A 20979-nucleotide genomic window follows, 5' to 3' on the forward strand; every position below is an offset into this window, starting at 1 on the left:
TCCAATGTTGACCTGATGCTATCGCACGATTTGAAAACGCAAGCACCAGCTGGTTCCTAGTAGTAACGGCTACAAAACCAACCCGCGCTTTGCGCTTCGTACCGCTGTAACCCTGCGCGTAACCTGACTGGTTAAGAGTCAAAGTATGCCGGGGTTGGCCGTTTAATCTGAGGCCATTCTACCTATCGATGGAGTTGATCCATAGAAAAAGCTGACCTTAAATAGTATTGCTATCAAGCAACCGCACGGTTGCTGTTCCTACTAGGAACGGCCGATTGGTTGTCGGGGCGTACGTAGTGTTCCTACTAGGAACAAAGCGCTTAGGGAGATAGCCTGCCGCACCGGATACACTTAAGCGGCTGTCGCTTTTGAGTCGTTGCCAACAACGACTACGAGGCTACAGATTGGCGCTTCCACCACCTGTCGTTCTGTAGAACTACTATAGCTCCTCATTTTTGTTATAGCGCCGCCGACGTCGTTCGCCAGAACGACAGCATTCAAAGTCATATCGGCAGAAATAGTTTTCAGGGCCACCAGTCAATCTCCAGCCACGCTGGTAAACGACGGGGATCAGGGATGATAGATTTAGCTGGAGGAGGGGAGGAGGGATAGAGATTCCAGCGGGGCAGGCTACAGAAAATCGTTAAAGCAGACCTCGAAGAAAACCTGATCGAATATCTACAGTTTGTACGCCTCGGGTAAGCGCTACATAAAAGAGATTGATTTCATCATCAATTTTTTGACCGAGACGCTTCTGATAGAATGGTGAAAAAGCTTGTCGAAATCAGAAGCGATAATGGTGTTTTGAAACTCTAATCCCTAGCTGCGATGCGCAGTAGTCAGGATAAACCGCGCATCGAGAGGTGGCTGCTTATTGGATTTGCTCCGAGCGACCAAGCACTCAAGCATCGCGATGACATTACCAGACCGATTAGCAAACTCTTTAGTCATCGCAATAATTTGAGCGATTTCGGCATCGGCGTACTGCTCGGCCCAGGTCTCTGCACCCAAAAATGACTTAAACTGGTAGAAAGCAGGGTGTCTAGCTCTGTTTACAGTACCCGTTTTTAGCTCAAAAGCGGTTCGCACTTTCGCTGTTAGATCCTCAAGATCTCCGATGACAAATACGAAGGGGCCTCGCTGATGGTCATAAAGCATCAGCGCATCTTTCACAAGCTCCACATTCGTACGATAGATCTTGGTTACCGCTTCTCCTTTCGGGGCTGGTGAGAAGGTTGTTCCTTTTGAAGCCATCCCTTTTAAAACCAAATTTGGTTTCACTTTCTTTTTTTGTAGGAGCGTATTGGCGAGCAGTGCTACCTCAGGTCCGAAACGAACGCTTTGCGATAATTAACAACGGGGTTCATCCATCCTTTTAAGCGCGTCGACCGCACCTCTGAAGCCATAGATCTGCTGGGCTGAGTCTCCGACAGCTATCAAATTATTTGCACGTTCTAAGCTGCTCAGCATGACTGCCGAGCTGTCCTGAGCTTCATCGACAAATACGGTGTGATACTCATTAAGCCCTGGAGAACCCAGGAGATGCCAAGTTTTAAGGTAAGCGTCGTGACTAACGGGTATTTCGCTTTTGCTCAATGGAGAGACCATAAGAAAAAGCGCCCGTGTGTCTTCTATAGCCATAGCGTCGCCTGCTGACTTCGGCAGCAAGTGACGGGCGATGTGTTCAGCTTGGATATCATTTTCAGCCGAAGCGCAGAAACGCTCAAGTGAGGCCAGGACGGCCCTTGCATAGCTGTACTTATCCTGAGTGGTTGAACGCCGATCGAGGCCTAGGGCGTCTATCATATGCTTTGCATAGACCGTCCCTGTTTTACGGAGTGCCAGCGGCCTTGATAAGGCACGATAGGCCGCGCTATGAACTGTTCTCACTTCTACCGAGGAAGGAAATGCCTTTCGTCCTGCGGCAGCAAGTGCGGAATTGTAGGCCAGGTACAACTGCCTAGTGTGACCAGCGTCGAAAAGCGCACGAGAAATAGCCTCTAGCGTGGTTGTTTTTCCACAACCCGCACCAGCTTCGATAACTAATGGCTTCGAACTCTCAGCCGCTCGCACGGCGGACTTCACACAATAGATCTGTTCGTCCGTCTGTACGTGCATCAACGCTGCGGCATAGGGGGGAGGGGAGGGCGGACTCTTAGATTAAAGGCTGAGAAGCTTCTCAATAACCTCGCTGGAAATACCAAGTGAGATAGCGATTTCTTCATCCGATTGCCCCCAATTCCGCATTTTAAGAGCTTCACCTTTAACACGAGCAAAATCTGTCTCTGTGTCAAAAGCCGAAGTCTGATCTTCAACCTCTAGCAACTGACACAATGGGCAGGATTTTTGTGACAGCCTCACAGGACGGAAAAACTAAATTCCACAGTGACCGCAATAGTGTTCACTCAATTCGGCAGAGCGATAATCTCGTGCAATCACCCAAGCATCATTGATATCTAGAAGAGCGGTTTCATCAACCTTTCCACCGCGAGCAGCACCATGCGCGTCCTGGTAGACATCAAATGCAGCTATAACGGCTTCAACGTCGATGTCTTCATCAGGCTTCAACGCCAACTGCCGATAGCTCAGTAAAAAAATAGTTGCCTCAACAGCGGACGCGTTGCTCTTGATGAGCGTTTCAGCGCTGCTCAATTCCAACGAATATTTACCTGCATGACGCCGACGTCACAGAGATTCGTTCGCTTCAGTTCTGTTCGAAGGTAAACCTCTGCCTTTTCTCTGGTCTCCGGGTATGCCGGTTTGCTGCCCTTACAATTAATCGCATAAGGGTGTGGCCGAACCAGAGGTCCGCCTGCTCCGTAGCGGCTTTCCGCCAGGGCGAGCGCGTAAAGGAGTAGCGGATCAAGCGCCTTCGCGTTACCAAAACGGCGCGAACTGGTCGTTGACGTGGGTGTACGCCTTAAGGCCGGGGTCCGTGCCATATTTTGCGTTAACCAGGTTCATGACTTTGCCTTGGCGAGCAGATGGAAAAAACTGACCATCGCTTGAAGCGGTAGTGCCCATGCCCCAGACTTGGGACATGGGACATGGGACATGGGACATGGGACATGGGCAGTTTTGCCTGCGCTGCTACCACTAGCGCCAATGCCTGGTTGATGGCTTCGCTCTCGACGTGCCAGCGGGCAAGACGCGAGAGCTGCCAATAATCATGTGTGTTTGTGGCCTCCGCCATCTTGCGTAGTCCCATGTTCAGCCCTTCCGCGAGTAGAACATTGAGCAGGCCGATCTGGTCATCGCATGGCACACCCGTTGGTAAATGGGTGAAAGCGTCGGTGAATCCGAGAGCCGCATCGACTTCAAGCAAGATATCTGTGATCCGAACAGGCGGCATCCGACGATAGAGATCAATTAGCAGATCCTGTGCCGTGTCTGGTACGTCAGCGGTCAACCGGTCTATTCGTAACGTTCCATCCTCAATGCTGCCGTGTGGGATGGTTCCGTTGCGGGCTGCGCGTGCAAGGCGCTTCAGACCATCTGCAAGGCGCGCCTTTCGATCAGTCAGCCAGATCTGCGCATCAAGGGGGAAGGCCAACCTTCCATTAGTCTGTGCGGTACTCATGGGCACCAGCACCTGCTTGAGATCGCCGTAGCGGCGCGAATGCTCGAGCCAGATGTCACCGGATCGGAAAGCATCGCGTAGGTGAAACAGAACCGCTACTTCCAAAAACCGGTTGTCACCCTGGCCTTGTGCTCGCAGATGGCGGTGCCACTTCGAATTCCGCCGTACGACGCTGTCGCATGTCGAGGGTGACGCTAGCTTTTCTCCAATGGCTTTTGCCGCCGTAATCAGGGGCTGGGCCACGGAGGCAGCCTTGAGTTTCAGGCATCGCAACATACGAGGCGCGTAGCGGCGGAAGCGGTGATAGCCGTTCCCAACATAAGCCAATGGCTCACCGGCGAGCGTATTGCTGAGCTGGGTGCCGGTTGCGACTAGTTGTTCAAGCCGACTCCACTCCGATAATTTGGCAACGGCCATTTCCAGCGGAACACCATCATTACGAGCTTCGAGCAAAGAGGCTCCCAGCGACGTGAAGGCTCGTAGGGTATCGGTGACGGCTGTTTTTGAGTCGGCAACTCTCACATCATTCAGCCGTTTTGCCTCCCGCCAGGTTTTTCCAACGATCCGATCATGGGTTTCGATCACACTATCGGCGATTGCCGCTTCCCATTCCACAGCGCAGACGGCAAGGATTGCCCTGCGCCGATCTGAGCTAATGTCCCGCAGGCCGTCGGTAAAGTAACGTTCGCCCTGTCGACGCAGGCGTGTGATGCGGTGTGGCGCAACACCTGCGGGCAGCTGCGGATCGATTTCCAAGGCTTGCAGGAACTCTAGTCGGTCTAGCAAACGGTTCGCTACTGCTGAATTGTTTCCGACCTCAAATTTGCGGAGCCAGATGAACCGGCTGGTATGTTCATCAAACATTTCGGTTAACAGCCCATCGAGTCGCGCACTGGCGTCAGTATTGAGTCTTTGCGCAATACGTGTCTCGATTCGTCGCTCGGCGGCAACCAGTGCGTCAGCACACAGCCGCTCAATGGTCGATATCGCTGGCAATATCGTCAGAGTTTCACGACAACGGATCACCAGACGATGAGCGATATCCTCGTTGGAGCGGGCATCTTCAGCTTGATCGAAAAGCCAATCACGGATGTCACGAGCTCCGCGGCCAACAAACGTCTTGTAGCTGTAAATTTCTCGCAATGCTCCCATATGCTGCTGACGAGTTTGACGCCGCGCAGCATAAATGATGAGCGCATCGGGTGGAATTCCGAGTTGTGCCCCTATGAACGAAAGGACTGCTTGCGGAATTAGCTCGCTTGGAGTTAACGCCCGTCCTGGGTATCGCAGTGCGCAAAGCTGTAAGGCAAACCCCAGTCTGTTTTCCTGTCTGCGGCGTTCTTGGATTATCACCAGATCGTCGTCTGTCAATGTGTAATGCTTAAGCAGTGACAATTCGTCTGTTGGTAAATCGAGTAATGCTGAGCGTTGTCGTTCGGTGAGTATCTGTCGTCTTGGCATCCAGCCTGTCCCTATTGAAGTATAGTCTGATTTGGACAAAAACCGGTCCATGTAAACCAAGGCTTTCCAACACCATAAACGACGAGGGTTCAATTGGGACAGCGCGCCGCCATCTACTGTCGAGTTTCGACCGCAGACCAATCATGTGAACGGCAGGAGCGTGACCTGACAGCGTTTGCCAGTCGTGCCGGTTACGATCCCACCGGAATCTTTAAGGAGACCGGTTCCGGTACGAAGCTTGACCGCGCCGAACGGCGCAAAATCATGGCATTAGCCCAGGCACGACAGATCGATGTCATTCTCGTAACGGAGCTGTCTCGATGGGAGCGGTCGACGATAGATCTCCTCAATACGCTCCGTGAGTTGGAAAGCTGGAAGGTGTCCGTCATTGCCATGAACGGTATGGCGTTCGATCTGTCGTCACCGCATGGTCGTATGCTCGCGACGTTTCTCTCCGGCATTGCGGAGTTCGAGCGTGATCTCATCAGTGAACGAGTCAAGTCAGGCCTGGCCGCTGCCCGCGCCCGAGGAAGGAAGCTTGGACGGCAAGTAGGAGTGCACCCGAAGTCCGACAAGCTTTATCCAAAAGTCATCGAAGCCATTGAAGCCATTGAAGCGGGACGCAACTACAGATGGATCGCCCGAGATCTCGGTATTAGCAAAAACACCGTCACTGAAATCGTTCGCAGACATCGGGAAACGGCTTAGGGTGTGATTTCGCCCCCAGCCGGAACCGACCCCAGGTACAGCACGCTGCTAATGAACAGATACCTGTTCACCACAAGTTTTCACTGTGAAAACTCAAACTCCACTAACCATGCCCATACACCAGGTCGAACCCTGATCTATCCATGCGAGTCGCCTGTAAAAGCAAGCACGAGTCTACCGCCCGTTTTCACAGTGAAAACCTTCCGCGGCTTGCTTATCCAGGCCGCAGACCGCCGGGTACCTTATGAACACTACGACGATGTAACAGACTGAGCCACGACTCCATTACCAGATCTCGGCTAGAGCCTTTTCTCTGTGAAAACATGCTGATAGTGGCGTCTGGCGTTACCCGAGCTGATACAGGTTTTCACTGTGAAAGACTCACGCGACTTAACTATCGCCCTCTGGCCACAGGCGCCGACCTAATCGATAGACGCACAAATTGAGTGCCTGCAGATGCCGCGAGGCCGTCGCCAGCTGTTCGACTAGGAGGTTTTCACCGTGAAAACCTCCTCCACAGCGATGGCCGGATTTTTTCGGTCCCCCTCCAATGTCCAAATCGTCGCAGGCATCGATGAGAGGGCGACATAGGTTTTCACAGTGAAATTTCACGTGCCTGAGTCTGCAAGCCGAAGCCAGGGCGATGTGCAGTTTTCACTGTGAAATCGTTAAACTCACCAGTTTCATGCCGGCGCCGGCACGGGACAGGGTGGAGCGACACTGCCACCCGCGCAGTGCTATTTAATACCATATACATATAGCTACGTGTTAGCAAGTCGATTACAATGCCATGTGATTCATACCAAGTTACACCCAAAGGCCCAATTTAAGCCAACCCTAAATACCTCGGAGATGCACATGACTTCTATTGCACTGGTACTCGCTGACGGCTCTGGAACCATTTTCGAAAACACCGATCGGTCGTCTGAGCGAGCCCCGCTGTTTATCGGGTATGTCGAGTTCGTGCTTAACAAGGAAAAGAGCCAAAAGCTCAAACTCGACGTCGCCGTCTAGGGGCTGTTGACGTTTCACCGGGACAGCGGAGGAAGAAGAGCAAACCCGCAGAATAGAGGTTCTAACACCGACAATCCTGCGAGTTTGCAATGCCCCGAGTGATGCTCAGTGACGAGCTTTGGTCGAAGCTGGAAAAAATTCTGCTTCAGCAAACTATTTACCACAAGCCTGATTTACGATTGACCGTCGAGGGGATGCTCTACCGGATGCGCGTTGGTTGTCCGTGGCGAGATCTACCCAGCGCTTTTGGATGCTGGAACTCAGTCTACAAGCGCTTCAACGCGTGGTCGGTGGCTGGCAAGTGGCTCAAGGTTTTCAATACGTTGATCGAAGACCCAGATTTTGATTGGGCTTTCATCGACGGAACCTATGTGAAGGCCCATCAGCACAGTTCGGGCGCCGCCAGTAACCAACCAGAAGCGATCGGCATAAGCCGCGCTGGCCACACGAGCAAGATCCACCTGGCTGTCGATGCACATGGCTTGCCTGTGGCTTCGAGATCACTGGAGGTGACGTCAATGACTGTACTGCCGCCCCTGAATTAATTGCGCAGCTACCATCAGCCGAGGTCATCGTTGCCGACAAAGGCTACGACGGTGAGCGTATTCGCGAACAGATAGAAGCCCAAAGTGCTCGACCAGTGATCCCGAGAAAGCGTAACTCAATCAAAGGCAATCGCTGCCGGCATCGGTCGAAAATGCCTTTGCGCGGCTGAAACATTACCGCGCAGTGGCGTTTCGATACGACAAACTGAAGAGGAACTACGAGAGCACAGTGGCCATGGCCTGCGGGTTCCTCTGGCTACCCATGTGAAACGTCAACAGGCCCTAGTAATCCCATCTCCAAGATTTAAGCAACAGAGTTTGTCATTTTTCTTGGAAGACTCTTTTTCTTGAGCGTCTGCTTAGGGTCCAGGCTGTGTGAAAACGCACTAAATACCTCGAAAACTGAGAGTCGCGAGGGTTGCCTATGGAATCAGCGGGCGGAAGCGCGAATTAGCTTAGTCGGTAACATAGACGTTCGTAATGCCGTTTGGACCGCGTCAGCGGCCCAAACGGCTTAACTGGCTTGCCAAGCGGCTGGGTTCACGCCCTGATCACCTCAAGCAGTCCTGCGATGCCGAAGATGCTCATCATTCGTTTGAGGTTGTAGGCGAGCACATGAAGGCTCATCTCAGTGCTCACCTTCGGCAGGGTTTTGGTCAGGAAGTGGGTACTTCCCATTCAGTACTTGAGCGTTCCGAAAGGATGTTCAACAGTCTGTCGACGAACCCTCATCATCGCTGGATCATGTTCTAGCCGAACCCGCATCGCGTCGACTACGGCCTCATGTTCCCAGCGCTTCACACGGCGCTCCTTACCCGTCGTACATTGCTTTTGCATTGAGCAGGACTGGCAGCCCGAGAAGTAGTAACAATGCAATAACATGCGGTCTGCCATCGACGAATGCCGCCTGGTTAGTAACTGCCCCGCAGGGCGTCGATACCCGTCCGACGCCGCAAGATAGATGAAGTCCTGCTTACCAAATCGGCCTTCGGCTTTGCTGCCAGATGTGAGGGGGTTCGGTACGAAGGTAGTGATGCCGGCTTGCCCGCAAGCAGGACTTCCAGACCTTTGTAATAGCCTCGGTCGCCCATCACCGTTAGCGATTCAGTCTCGATTTCTTCACGCGCTTGGTTCGCCATATTGCTCAGTTGCCCACGATCATTACCAACGTTGGTCACCTCATGGGCAACGATCAGATGGTGTTTGTCGTCGACAGCTGTTTGTACGTTGTAGCCAACCGTTCCGGTGCCTCGGCCGCTCGTAGCTATTGAGCGTGCATCTGGGTCTGTGAGGGAGATCTGCTGGTCTGGACTTTCGTGGAGATGCGCCTCGATGTCCTTGAGTGTCTGCATCTGCTTTTTCAGTGTTTTTATCTTTTCTTTAAGCCGCTCTGCTTTGGCCTCGGCCACTTCGGGCATTGCCCGGTCCGCCGAATCCATCGCCGCCAGATATCGATCAATGCTCTGCTCGATCTGCTGCATGCGTGCCTTCACCTTGCCCTGAGTGAAGTTGCGGTCGCGATTATTGACGGCTTTGAATTTGCTGCCGTCGATGGCGATGATCGATTGGGAGAAGAGATTGAGGTTGCGACAAAGAACTACGAACTGGCGGCATACGCTGCGAATGGCTTTGCCGTGGTCTTTGCGGAAGTCGGCAATGGTTTTGAAGTCCAGGGCCAAACGCCCCGTTAGCCACATCAACTCGACGTTGCGCTCGGCCTCACGCTCAAGCCGGCGGCTGGACTGAATCCGATTGAGATAGCCGTAGATATAGATCTTTAGCAAGACCGCTGGATGATAGGCCGGACCACCCTTTGCAGCAGGATCGACGCCCTCAAACCCAAGTGCCCCCAAGTCGAGCTCATCGACGAAAACGTCGACCACTCGGACTGGATTTTCTTCGGTTACGTAATCGTCCAGGCACTCCAGCAGCAGAGCCACTTGCGTCCGGGCCTCGCCTTCAATGAATCGCTTCATGATCGCCCCCCGATACGATCTAGACGATCAGAAGCTTAGATCATCCTCGCTGTATTTCGGCTTTTGGCCTTAAAGCCAAGCTCGCATTTCATCTGGATTGAGAACGTTGCCGGTGGGGATTGGACAGAAATTGGCGAGCTGGGGAAAAATGGATTTACCCCTGCAATTGACTGCCGCAAAGTATTTACGGCCGCTTGAATGGTCGTTATTGTTTTGCCGGTGCCCGGTGCGAGTACGCCAATCGGCGTGTCGTAGGCGTGGTGGTTTGCGACGGGAAACTGTACGCGGTGCTGGCTCAGTGATTGGAGTCACTTCGGCTTGGCTGACCTTGAGTTCTTCAAGGCTCAACTGAAGTTGATCGATCATCGCGTCCAACTACTCGGAACTTCAGCCGAACTGCGTGCGCCGCAACTTGGCGATCATTATTTTCAGGCGCTCGATCTCTGCCCGCTGGGCAGAGACCAGGGCCTTCAAGGCTTGAAGATCATTCGGAAAGGGATCGGTCACGTGAGTCATGGCCGAATGTTACTAATGATTTCCAGCGCGTAAAGTCAGACCGCGAGGGCGGGCGCGGTACGAATTGGCCTGAGCCAGTCAATGCCTTCCAACAACATCGACAACTGCGCCGCCGTCAGCGAAACGCTGCCGCTGGTCGCTTGAGGCCAGATGAAGCGGCCTTGCTCCAAGCGCTTGCAGAACAGACACAAGCCGTCGCCGTCCCACCACAGCAATTTAATCCGATCACCGCGTCGCCCGCGAAAGGCAAAGATCTGACAGGAGAGGGGATCGGCTTCCAGCTGCGTTTGCACCAACGCGGCCAATCTGTCGAAGCCCCGGCGCGCGGTGACGCCAGCGCGATCCAGATGCGGGTTCCTACGGGAGGCGCAATCATTGCAGCAACTGCTGCAAGACGAGTTGCAAGGTCTGCGGATCAGGCATGCCGGTGATGTGTAGCTTGGCTTTGCCCACTTCGATCCGGATCGTGGAATGGGCTCTTTTGGCATCGTCGCTGGTTGCGGCAAGTCGATGGGTGCCTCGATCACTTCGACTGGCAAGAGCGTTGCGCTCTGGCTGATTGGGCCGAACGCGCCATCCAGGTATTGCTGTCGCGAGCGAAAGACCATGTTGGCATTGACGTCGTATTCGTGAGCGACCAACGACACCGAAACGCCGGGGTGGTAGGAGGTTTCGACGACTCTGCGTTTGAATTCGAGCGGGAAGTTCGGGCGACGACCGGGAGCTTTATCCAAGATAGTGTCCACTAAAAAATGGTGTCCACTAGCTTGGCTAATTTGGAGAACGGTCAGCAGTGGGCGCTGACCGGACGGTTACCATAAAGAGGACGGGCTATTCAGGAAGAAAGGACGTTTCCACGATCCGCAGATCCCCGGAAATCCCAGGGTTAAGTTGGGCGATCTAGTGTGCCGGGGAAATTGAGCAGCTACCGAGGTGGTTCAGGCAGATCTGTTGGTAAATGGATCTCTAGAACAAAGGCAGTGCAGTGACAGGTGGCCATGTGGAGAGGTTCAATGGGTGTCTTGCCAATGGCTTTGAGCATGTGTGTTCGTCACGTCGCCACCTCAGTTCAATCCAGGATTGCCGACTCGCGCCATTTCACATCTTCTCAGCTTGAGGTTTGGGGAAAGGAGCAATATCCGCACAGCGCTTTGAACTATCGCTCAGAAAGAGTTAAACGCATAACAGCAGCATCAATTTAACAGGGAGTTTGTCTCTGATTCTGTAGGGGCTAGTACGGCAACCAGTCGCCAGATTATTGCAAGTACAACTCTGGCCTCCCTTGGTGACCAGCGCAAGTCTTACTATTAACGGTAGAGAGCAGCCCACAAGCAGAGCCCGTAAGCTATTCAGGAGGCTCCATTGCCCACTCTCTCCTGGCCCAGCACGTTTCGAGCAACATCCCTTCGTTCTGGTAAACTCATACACCTTGGCGGTACTGGTTAGAGGGCTTTGTCGGCGTGAGGCAGGGGACAGCTCTATTCGAGCTGATGAAGCCCTCTAACCAGTCCAGCTAACCATCGGATACGTTGAACGGAACTCTGACGGATATCGAGCCATATCTGTTGGTTTTACCAAGGCTGGCGTAAGGGTTCTGTCGCATTAGGAGCTTCTCGCAATGGGGGCATTCATCAGAAATTCACGGTATCCATTTCGAGGGTTGCACAGGCTGCGCACACATAATGCGACAGAACCGCGTGTGCGCAATTGACGGTTCGACTCAACCCTATGCTGCGCCCAACAGGTGCCGTCGCGTGTGCGACGACACTGCTTTAGACCGCTTTGGTCAAAGAAAATCAGACTGAAGTCAGTGAGTTGCCATATGGCAACCGTCGGGTGTGGGGTTGTTTTACCAATTGATCCTCACACCAAAAGATCCTTGCACATTGGAACTGATAGTCGTGTCTCCTCCAAGACTCCATTGGTGGCCAAACTCACCATACAGACTGGTCGAGGGCGACAACGCGAGCGTCGAGCCGACGGCCAGCTCCGCCGTATCGTAACCGTTAGGGCTTTTGAGCGACGTCTTGCCTGCTGGGCCAATGAATGAGGCCTTGCTGTCACTGAAACTGGCATGGTTGAAGTTAACTTGGGTATAGGGTATCAGTCGCCCTGCAGAACTGATCATATCCCCCTTGAGGCGTACGCCTAAACGCCCCACCCACCCATTGTTACCATCGGTCCGTACTTTGGCCCCACTGATGTTCACGTCGTCCGTATTGGTGTTCTGATAGATCAGCTGCGCTTGCGGTTCAATGCTCCATGGCCCTTCTAGCGCAAAAGGTTTACCCACCTCGACGGAGACGGCCACACTGTAGGCGTCCCCCGAAACGTTGGGGTTGATGTCAGGGTGAACGGTATAGTCATGACGTCCCCCCTGCAGCACGCTGTCGACATACAAGCCGCTGGCATCCATCCACGTGGCATAGGCGCCGAGGTAGTTGGAATCCAGGTCATTGCGACCGACATTGCCTGTGGTGCCATGGGCATTACCACTGACATCGGCGCTGCCCTTGAGATAGCCCACGTACACACCGGCGTGCCAGTTATCGACCGCTATCAAATCAGTACCGGCTTGCACACCCGTCATGCTGGTGTCGGCGTGGGGCCTGGCAATGCCTGACTTCTCAATATCGAGATTGCTGGAGACCACCCGTACCCAGGATTGACGAGGGGCTGCGGCCGAGCCAGAGGAGGTCGTGACACTGGTGCCGAAGTCATCACCGATACGTTGACGGTAGGTGCCAAGCATTGCCAAGTCAGCTTGTTGCATCTGGGTAGGCAGTGCCGAGAGCAAGGGTACTTCGGAGCGATAAGTCGGAACGCCAGGAGGCGTGGGCTGTTCGGGCGTCGGCGGCACAGGTGTAGTAGCACGCAAGTACCAATTTTCGCCAGCGCCCTGACTGTCAGCCGCATAGAGGCGATACTCAAACGCCCCGGCATCCACATGACCGTTGGCCAGCGTAAAAGCGCTTTTGGTGGTCTGCGCGGTGGTGGTAGCACCGCCAAGGCCGCTCACAATCTCAACACCATTGCCCGTAGTCGCTGCTCCGAGGCCTTTCAGGTTGGCGATTTGGATAAAGGTGTGGCCACTCGCACTGGCCCCGGGACCATCCAGAATCAGGCGGTCACTCACGCTGGTAGTGCCACTGCTTAATCCCGTTCCCAGCTTCAGCACGCCCTCCTGTCCAACATAGGCCCCAGTGACCCTGAGCGTGTTGCCTGGGCTGGCGCCGAGCAAACTGACGATACCGGCATTCTGCAACGCGGCCAGATCTTGGTGAAAGCCTGCCGTGTCCAACGTGGCGCCTGGCGATACGCTATGCGTCGAGGCGGCACTGAAGGTATTCGCCGCACCGGCCTGTAAGGTGCCGGCCGCGACCGTGGTGGGACCGCTGTAAGTATTGGGCGCAGAAAGTATTAAGGTGCCACTGCCTTCCTTGGTCAGTGCGCCGTTACCCGAGATGGCACCCGACAGTGTTTCAACTAACACCCCTGTGTTGACAATGGGATCGCTGGTACCCGTGAGTACAATAGCGTTGGCCACATTCAGGCCACCGACTGAGAAGCCCAGCGTCGTCCCTTCGTCCATTGAGAGGGCGCCATCGCCCAGGGCGCGATTGTTCCCCAGCGTGATCTGCCCGCTCTTAAGGGCGGTACCACCGGTGTACGTATTGGCGCCGCTCAGACTCAGGGTGCCGGCGCCGGTCTTGGTCAAGGCACCCGCTCCGGCAATAATACCGCTGTGGGCCAAGGTACCCGCCTGCATATCAAAAGTGCCGCCAGAGACACCCAGCGTGGTGTCTCGCGCCATGGTCACATCCGCGGTCGTGCGCAGCGTACCGCCATCCAGACTGAGCGTGCCTGCCGCTGCGCCCAGGTTGCTATCACTCGCAATCTGCAGCGCCCCGCCATTGATGGCAGTACCGCCGGTGTAGGTGTTGGCGCCGGTCAGGACCAGAGTGCCCAGATCCTCTTTTTCGAGGGACGAGGCGCCCTCCAACACCGAGTTGATGGTCGCTGTATAGCCGGCACCGCTTGCAGTTCCGTCGCCGACACGGATGATACTGATAGGTGAGCCACTCAAGGCGATCGTCCCACCGCTCAGCACATAACCGTCACTGGCGAACTGCATGCCCGCAACAGTGACCTGGCCCAAGCTGTTGTCGACCGTGATGGTGCCAGGTTGGGCCATGAATTCAGTAAAGGAACTGTTGCTGAAAGACGCATTGATCGCGCCAGTGATGTCAGTCCAATTGTCGTTATTGCCCGCGCTCTGCCAGATGCCATCGCCGCCATTGATGACGCCGTTATTCTTCGGCCCCGCCGCACCATCCCAATAATTCAACGTCAGCCCCGTCGTGTTCACCAGATTGACCTGGTTCGCCACCGCGGTCTGCACGGCCAGGGTGGTGGCCGAGGGGGTTGTGCTAAGCACCAGTCCGTTATCGGTCAGCGTGCCGCCATAACTGACAATGCGGTAGATGCCTGGCGTGAAGGCACCAGCGGACGGAGTGGCGACATTCAGCGTGCCATCCAGGGTGAGATGGCCTGCGACCGCGGAGAGATCGTTCAGTGGGCCACCCACCACACCGGCCTGGCCGAAGCGGTAGTTCAGGATCGAGGCGGCACTAAGTCCCAATTCGCCGTTGATGTTGAGCTGGCCTGGAGCGGTTCCCGGCACGCCCGGCGAGATGGAAGCGCCGTCGGCGACACTTACATTTCCACCCAGGGTGCCGGTGCCGCCCAGGTTGGCGCCCGATACAACGCTGGTCAGGCCGGTCGCCGCCGACTGATCTCCGTTAACAAAGAGCGATCCCGCCTCTACGTTCGTTAATCCACTGTAGGTGTTAATGCCGGTCAACGTGGTCTGTCCGGAGCCGATCTGAACCACCGACCCCGTACCAGAGATGACCCCGCTGAAGGTGGTCGCGTCCGAACGGTTGAAAGCCAGGGTGGCATTGTCGGTGACATCGCCCAGGATACTGCCACTGGTGCCGCCATCCCCGAGCTGCAAAGTGCCCGCAGCAACCGTGGTGCCACCGCTGTAGGTGTTACTGCCGGTCAGGGCCGTCGTGCCTGAGCCGATCTGTGCCACCGATCCCGTGCCGGAAATGCCCCCGCCAAAAGAGGCAACGTCCGAACGGTTGAAGGCCAGGGTGGAATTGTCGGTGACATCGCCCAGGAGGCTGCCACTGGTGCCGCCATCCCCGAGTTGCAAGGTGCCCGCACTGATCGTCGTGCCGCCGCTGTAGGTGTTGCTACCGGTCAAGGCCGTGGTGCCTGAGCCGACCTGAGCCACCGACCCCGTGCCGGAGATGATGCCGCTGAAGGTGGTGACATCTGAGCGATTGAAGGCCAAGGTCGCGTTGTCGGTGACATCGCCTACGAGGCTGCCACTGGTCCCGCCATCCCCGAGTTGCAGGGTGCCCGCAGCGACCGTGGTGCCGCCGGTGTAGGTCTCGGCGGCAGTGAGGGTTAGGGTGCCGGCACCGGTCTTGGTCAAGGCACCCGCTCCGACAATAATACCGCTGTGGGCCAAGGTGCCCGCCTGCGTATCAAAAGTTCCGCCAGAGGCCCCCAGCGTGGTGTCACGCGCCATGGCCACATCCGCTGTCGTGCGCAGCGTACCGCCATCCAGACTGAGCGTTCCTGCTGCCGCGCCCAGGTTTCCATCATTCGTAATCTGCAGCACCCCGCCATTGATGGCAGTGCCCCCGGTGTAGGTGTTGGCGCCGGTCAGGAGCAGAGTGCCCAGATCGTCTTTCTCGAGGGACGAGGCGCCGGTCAGCGCGGAATTGATGGTTGCCGTGTAGCCGGCACCACTCGCGGTGCCGTCGCCGACACGGATGATACTGGTCGGTGAGCCGTTCAAGGCTATCGATCCGCCGCTCAGCACATAACCGTCACTGGCGAACTGCATGCCCGCAGCAGTGACCTGACCCAGGCTGTTGTCGACCGTGACTGTCCCGGTCTGCCCCATGAATATCGCAAAGGAGTTATCGCTGAAGGGCGCATTGATCGCGCCCGTCGCCTCAGTCCAGTTGTCGCTGCTGCCAACGCTCTGCCAGACACCATCCCCGCCATTGATGACGGCGTTATTCTTCGGTCCGGCCGCCCCATCCCAATAGTTCAGGGTCAGCCCAGTCGTGTTCACCAGATTGACCTGGTTGGCGACTGCCGTCTGCACGCTCAGCGTCGAGGGCAAGGGGGGCGCGCCCAGAGCCAGGCCATTGTTCGTCAGGGCGCCACCATAGCTGATGACACGATAGATGCCGGGGGCGAACGAACCGCCCGCGGTGGTGGTGACATTCAGGGTGCCATCCAGGGTGAGATCGCCCGCGACGGTGGTGAGATCATTCAGCGGACCGCCCACGGTTCCTGCCTGGCCAAAGCGATAGTTGAGGATCGACCCGGCAGTGAGGCCCAGGTTACCGTTGATGTTCAGTTGCCCTGGGACTGTTCCCGGTACGCCCGGTGACAGCGTGGCGCCATCGGCCACGCTCACACTGCCGCCCAGGGTCCCGGTGCCGCCCAGGGTGGCGCCGGCGGCGACGCTGGTCAGGCCGGTTGCCGCCGACTGATCGCCATTAACATACAGCGCTCCAGCGGCCACGTTCGTTGAACCGGTATAGGTGTTGGTACCGGTCAGCGTGGTCTGTCCGGTGCCGATCTGCGCCACTGAACCGGTACCGGAGATGATGCCGGTGAGGGAGGACGCATCCGAGCGGTTGAAGGCCAAGGTCGCATTGTCGGCGACATCGCCCAGGATACTGCCAGTGGTGCCGCCATTCCCGAGCTGCAAGGTGCCGGCCGACACAGAGGTGCCACCGGTATAGGTGCTGTTGGCAGTCAGCGTCGTGCTTCCGCTGCCGAGCTGGGCCACCGAACCGTTGCCGGAAATGGTACCGGCAAAAGTGTACGCATCTGAGCGGTTGAATATCAACACGCTGTTGTCCGTTACATTTCCGCCAATCGCGCCTGCGGTGCCACCGCTCCCTAACTGCAATGCTCCAGCTGTGATGAGTGTGGTGCCCGAATAGGTGTTGTTGCCAGTAAGGGTTTGGATGCCGGAGCCCAATTTGGTCAAGCCGCCCGTGCCACTGATCACACCTGCATACGAGGTACTGGTGTTGTTTCCGCCGGTGGAGAGAGTCGCGATGCCGAGGGATACATTGCCTCCGTTGACGCCACCACCCGCCAGTGAGCCAATGGCCTGATTGAAATTATTGAGGTCTAGCGCGGCGTCGGCGACGTTACTCAATGTCACCGCTGACTGGCTGCCAAAAGCCTGACCGCCGACGCCGGCACGCAGGATGCCGGCACCGACTGTGGTGGTACCAGTGTAGGTATTCGTACCGGCCAGCACCCAAGTTCCAGGCCCCGCCTTGATCAGGGATGACGGCGCTCCGCCGTCACCCAGGAAAGACGCCAGCGTATTTGAACCGGTATTGCTACCGGCCAGAGTCAAAGTGCGGGCGCCCGGCTGAGCGCTCAGGTCGACGGCGCCAGCACTGGTAAAGTTGATTACACCAATGCCGGACGCGTCGATAGTGCCACCTGCGGCGTTCAGCGTGAACAGGCGATCAGTACTATGACCGGCACCTGTATACCGCAGCGAGCCTCCATTGAAGACTAGATTAGCTGCTGCATTGGACGATTGTCCGATGTTGCTGGCGATCCCACCATTACCGAGATTGGACACGCTGAGTACGCCGCTATTGAGCGTAGTGGTGCCAGTATAAGTATTGATTCCGGATAAAGTTTGGGTTCCGGTCCCACTCTTAATGAACGATAGCAAGCCGGGGCCCACGGCACCGGCGAAATCGCCCGATCCGTTCGCAGCCCCAACTGTCAACGTTGAAGAACCGATCCCAAATAGGTTGATGGTGCCAGTCGAAGCGCCGTTGAGACCATCGATGGTGGGGTTGCCAGCGTTGAAGCCAAGACGTCCGTTGACTGTTAGGCTGGTTGTATTCGGAATAGCGCCGTCAGCGCTTATTTGCAGAAACGCGTCTTGGTCAATCGTAATGTTGCCGAGAAAGTTATTGGAATTATTTCCGAAAGATATTCGTCCTCCGGAGCTAGTGCTAGGAATGGTGATATTGCCAGTACCAGTGATTTGACCGTCAAACGTCGTCCGATCCGAGTTTCCCGGAGCTAAGCTGACGTCGCGGTTCAGTGTAAGCGCGCCCTCGAAAATAGTTCCGTTCGAGCCGATGTTGAAAACAGTCGTACCGATGGAAACTATACCGGTTGCTAGATGACTCACAATTATGTTGTTAAGAATACGGCCGCTGAAGAAGTTTCCAAAATTGGCCAACAGAGCGACATTGTTCGGTCCGGTTGTGGCATCGCCAAGTGTGATGGTGCCAGCTCCGAGGGATCCGTTTGCACCGAACACCAGGGTTCCCCGAGATATCGTCGTACCTCCGGTATAGATGTTGGCTGCGCTGGACAAGGTGAGGGTTCCGCTACCGGCCTTAATCAGGCCTGCCAAGCCCTCGAGCGTCGAGGATATGCTCGCGCCCGCATTGGTAGTGATGGTGCGACTGCCCGATAAGGTGAGGGTGCTGCCGCTCAAGTTGTATGAGCCAATGCCCGGTGCATTGAAAATCAGTCCGCCGACGGTAATCGGAGCGGCCAGGGTCAAGGTGCCAGCAAGACCGTTGTTATTGCCAATGACGGCTGTATCGCCAGCCGAATTGTTCCAAATTTGATCACTGACATTATTGTTCCAGTGCGAAGTGGTAGTGTCCCAAGTACCGGTACCATCGGTCGCCGTTGTGGTGGTGGTGGCTGTGCCGCTGGCATCCCAAGTCAAGATAGCCGCGTGCGCAGTCGTGGAAATCACGGCGATTACCAAGGCAGTGAAAGATACGTATACGGTTTTTTTTAAACCCACTTCAGGGGTGTAGGACGAAAGATCTGTGGAACGGTCTAGCCCTATGCGAGCAACGTCACCACAAACTCCCTCGGAGTTCAATTTCCGCCTGATCCACACCCTTATCCATGGCTGATGTAACACGCCCCGTATGTGTGTATTCATCGTACCTCCGAGCAACGTATTGATTGTAGCTGACGTTTCTTTGAGCGATAAAATGTCGGAATTGAGGTACGCGGTGCGGTTCGATCAGGCACCTAGAACCGGCCCATCTTCATTCACGCTGGCAGACCGCATTGAGCATGCTAGCCTCAAGGCTGACATTGCTAACCTGACTTTGAACCAAGGCGCAAATGATTGCTGTATTGTCGACTTTGTCTATCCCACGAAGAAACATGACAGCCTTCCTGGACACAGTTGATTAAACACCCGGGGTCGACTGGCTGGTCGGCCTCAGACGGGCCAAACCAGAAGCCCGGCCACCTATGCGACCCTGCGTCGCGAAGGGACAAGCTTCGATGTATTCGAAAGTACAAAAACGCAGGGGCATTACAAATATAGCTCCGAGAGTAGACTTGTCGAGCGAACTCTACGGGGAAATGGTGTGGATATAGACGCCAAAAGTACGCTGGGCGAGGTGAGATGGTGGAGTAGCAAGTCAGCGTTTCCACTTCATTACGGCTGCACTATCACCCGTTGGGATGGTGGCGAGTGCGCTGACATTATCGAGAAAGGACCTGACGGGAAATTCCAGCCAGTTATCTACGCAGAGCCGGCGGAAAAAGCACCAAGGGAAAGCAGGAGCTTTTCCTTTATCGTCGATAGCAAGGAGCAACGGGTCGTATCCTTCAATTTCAGCTGTGGTTGCTTGCCCCCTAAGGAAACTCTGAACAAATCGCGCTCCACTACTCGAGAATAAAAGCGGTCGGTTTAGCGGACTGAAAGCGACGGGAAGCGAGTTGGGCATCTCCCTTGATCCGCAGAGCGATCAAATGCTATTGCATCGAATAGTGCCGGAGGGATGAATTGTCGGCGGATTCGATAAATGCAAAGCAAGACTGGCGGCCACAAAGGGCATGTAGAGTGGTGAGACGGAGAAGAACATTCCCGTCATTTAGTGGCAAACCGTGGCCTGCCGCATCGGCAAACTCGAGCTGGTCCGTGCGCGCGGCGTGATGCCCGACGGCAGCATGTTCGACATTCCCGTCGATACCGCGCCCCCGCCCCCACTGGTGGTCAACGAGATCAGCGCCATCGGCCAGAGCGTGCATCTGGCCTTGCCGCTGCGCGAAATGCAGTGGCCGGGCAGCCCGGTGCAACAGCGCTATGGCACGCGCTCGGTCGAACTCAAGGACGTGCACAGCGAACAAGGCGATCACGTCAGCGTCGATGTCGCGCAACTCAATCTGCAACTGATGCTCGAACGCGAGGACCGCAGCGCCTTCACCAGCATCCCGATGGCGAAGATCCTCGACAAGCGCCCCGACGGCAGTCTGGTGCTGGACGAACAGTACTATCCCACCGCCTTGTCGGTCAGCGCGATCGCGCCGTTGCATCGCTTCCTCGGCGAAGCCGCCGGCCTGATGCGCGAACGTGCCCGCGGCATCGCCGAACGCATCGGCTCGCCCGCGCAATCAGGCGTGGCCGATGTCACCGACTTCAACCTGTTACAAACGCTCAATCGCTTGAAGCCACTGTTTCAGCACTTGGCCAACACCCGGCAAGTGCATCCGGAAGACCTGTACCGCGTGTTCGCGCAAGCCTGTGGCGAATTGGTGACCTTCACCGATGACGGCCGTTTGCCGGCCAACTACCCGGCCTATCGGCACGACGATTTGCGTGCCTCTTTCCGCGCATTGGAAGAGACCTTGCGCCGAGCGTTGAGCACCGTGGTGCAACCGCGTGCGGTCTCGATCCCAATCACCCAGCAAGCCTTCGGCGTACTGATCGCGCCGGTGCAGGACCGGCGTCTGCTGGAGAGCGCCGAGTTCATCTTGGCGGTGCGTGCGCGCATGCCGGTTGAACAACTACGGCAGGTGTACGTGCAACAGGCCAAGCTGGCGTCGATCGAAAAGATCAACGATCTCATTCGCCTGCAATTGCCGGGCATTCCGCTAATGCCGCGGCCCGTCGCGCCGCGTCATGTGCCCTACCACGCCGGTTTCACCTACTTCCAGCTCGATCGCACCAACAGCGCGTGGGAAATGATGCAGGAAACGGCGGGTTTCAGCTTCGACATCGCAGGCCAGTTCCCCGAATTGGAATTGCAACTGTGGGCCATCAGGAGCGCGTGAC

7 protein-coding genes and 6 pseudogenes are annotated in these 20979 nt (G+C 56.0%); 4 read left to right on the forward strand and 9 right to left on the reverse strand.

Going from position 1 to position 20979, the window contains the following annotated elements; genetic code table 11:
- Positions 1 to 819: 819 nt before the first annotated feature.
- The 4 genes and pseudogenes from ACA051_RS30275 to ACA051_RS30290 form a co-directional block, all read right to left on the reverse strand.
- Positions 820 to 1281 (reverse strand): hypothetical protein, encoded by a 462-nt coding sequence (locus ACA051_RS30275; protein WP_497375912.1) that lies wholly within the window; start codon positions 1279 to 1281, stop codon positions 820 to 822.
- A gap of 69 nt (positions 1282 to 1350) precedes the next feature.
- Positions 1351 to 2118, reverse strand: a complete 768-nt coding sequence (locus tag ACA051_RS30280; protein WP_497375914.1) for a UvrD-helicase domain-containing protein — start codon at positions 2116 to 2118, stop codon at positions 1351 to 1353.
- Between the two features lie 255 nt (positions 2119 to 2373).
- Positions 2374 to 2658, reverse strand: coding sequence for a hypothetical protein (locus tag ACA051_RS30285; protein ID WP_497375916.1), 285 nt, complete (start codon positions 2656 to 2658; stop codon positions 2374 to 2376).
- 225 nt (positions 2659 to 2883) lie between these two features.
- Positions 2884 to 5041 (reverse strand): annotated as a pseudogene (locus tag ACA051_RS30290) (Tn3 family transposase); the annotation flags it as partial.
- 93 nt (positions 5042 to 5134) lie between these two features.
- On the opposite strand from ACA051_RS30290, the gene ACA051_RS30295 reads away from it, so the two are divergent.
- The 3 genes and pseudogenes from ACA051_RS30295 to ACA051_RS30305 all read left to right on the forward strand — a co-directional run bounded on the left by ACA051_RS30295 (position 5135) and on the right by ACA051_RS30305 (position 7576).
- Entirely contained in the window at positions 5135 to 5749 is a 615-nt protein-coding gene (locus tag ACA051_RS30295; protein ID WP_497375918.1) for a recombinase family protein, read from the forward strand.
- 858 nt (positions 5750 to 6607) lie between these two features.
- The gene (locus tag ACA051_RS30300) at positions 6608 to 6763 is read left to right on the forward strand and encodes a hypothetical protein (RefSeq protein ID WP_497375920.1); all 156 of its coding nucleotides are present in this window, start codon (positions 6608 to 6610) and stop codon (positions 6761 to 6763) included.
- A gap of 89 nt (positions 6764 to 6852) precedes the next feature.
- Positions 6853 to 7576, forward strand: a pseudogene (locus ACA051_RS30305) (IS5 family transposase).
- Between the two features lie 272 nt (positions 7577 to 7848).
- Here ACA051_RS30305 and ACA051_RS30310 read toward each other — a convergent pair.
- The 5 genes and pseudogenes from ACA051_RS30310 to ACA051_RS30330 form a co-directional block, all read right to left on the reverse strand.
- Positions 7849 to 9284 (reverse strand): annotated as a pseudogene (locus tag ACA051_RS30310) (IS1182 family transposase).
- Positions 9285 to 9545: 261 nt separating this feature from the next.
- Positions 9546 to 9800 (reverse strand): annotated as a pseudogene (locus tag ACA051_RS30315) (transposase domain-containing protein); the annotation flags it as partial.
- Positions 9801 to 9835: 35 nt separating this feature from the next.
- A pseudogene (tnpB, locus tag ACA051_RS30320) lies at positions 9836 to 10176 on the reverse strand (IS66 family insertion sequence element accessory protein TnpB).
- A gap of 208 nt (positions 10177 to 10384) precedes the next feature.
- Positions 10385 to 10546: pseudogene (locus ACA051_RS30325) on the reverse strand (transposase); the annotation flags it as partial.
- Positions 10547 to 11649: 1103 nt separating this feature from the next.
- Entirely contained in the window at positions 11650 to 18624 is a 6975-nt protein-coding gene (locus ACA051_RS30330) for an autotransporter-associated beta strand repeat-containing protein (protein ID WP_497375922.1), read from the reverse strand.
- Between the two features lie 1187 nt (positions 18625 to 19811).
- On the opposite strand from ACA051_RS30330, the gene tssK reads away from it, so the two are divergent.
- Positions 19812 to 20978 carry a type VI secretion system baseplate subunit TssK gene (gene tssK, locus ACA051_RS30335; RefSeq protein ID WP_497375924.1) on the forward strand — a complete coding sequence of 389 codons (1167 nt, stop codon included), beginning with the start codon at positions 19812 to 19814 and terminating at the stop codon, positions 20976 to 20978.
- Position 20979 lies beyond the last annotated feature (1 nt).

The organism is Pseudomonas sp. LBUM1669 (genome assembly GCF_059695705.1).

Coding starts and splice junctions, on each gene's coding strand:
- ACA051_RS30300 (WP_497375920.1), top strand. CDS start 6,608: ATGACTTCTATTGCACTGGTACTCGCTGACGGCTCTGGAACCATTTTC.
- ACA051_RS30280 (WP_497375914.1), bottom strand. CDS start 2,118: ATGCACGTACAGACGGACGAACAGATCTATTGTGTGAAGTCCGCCGTG.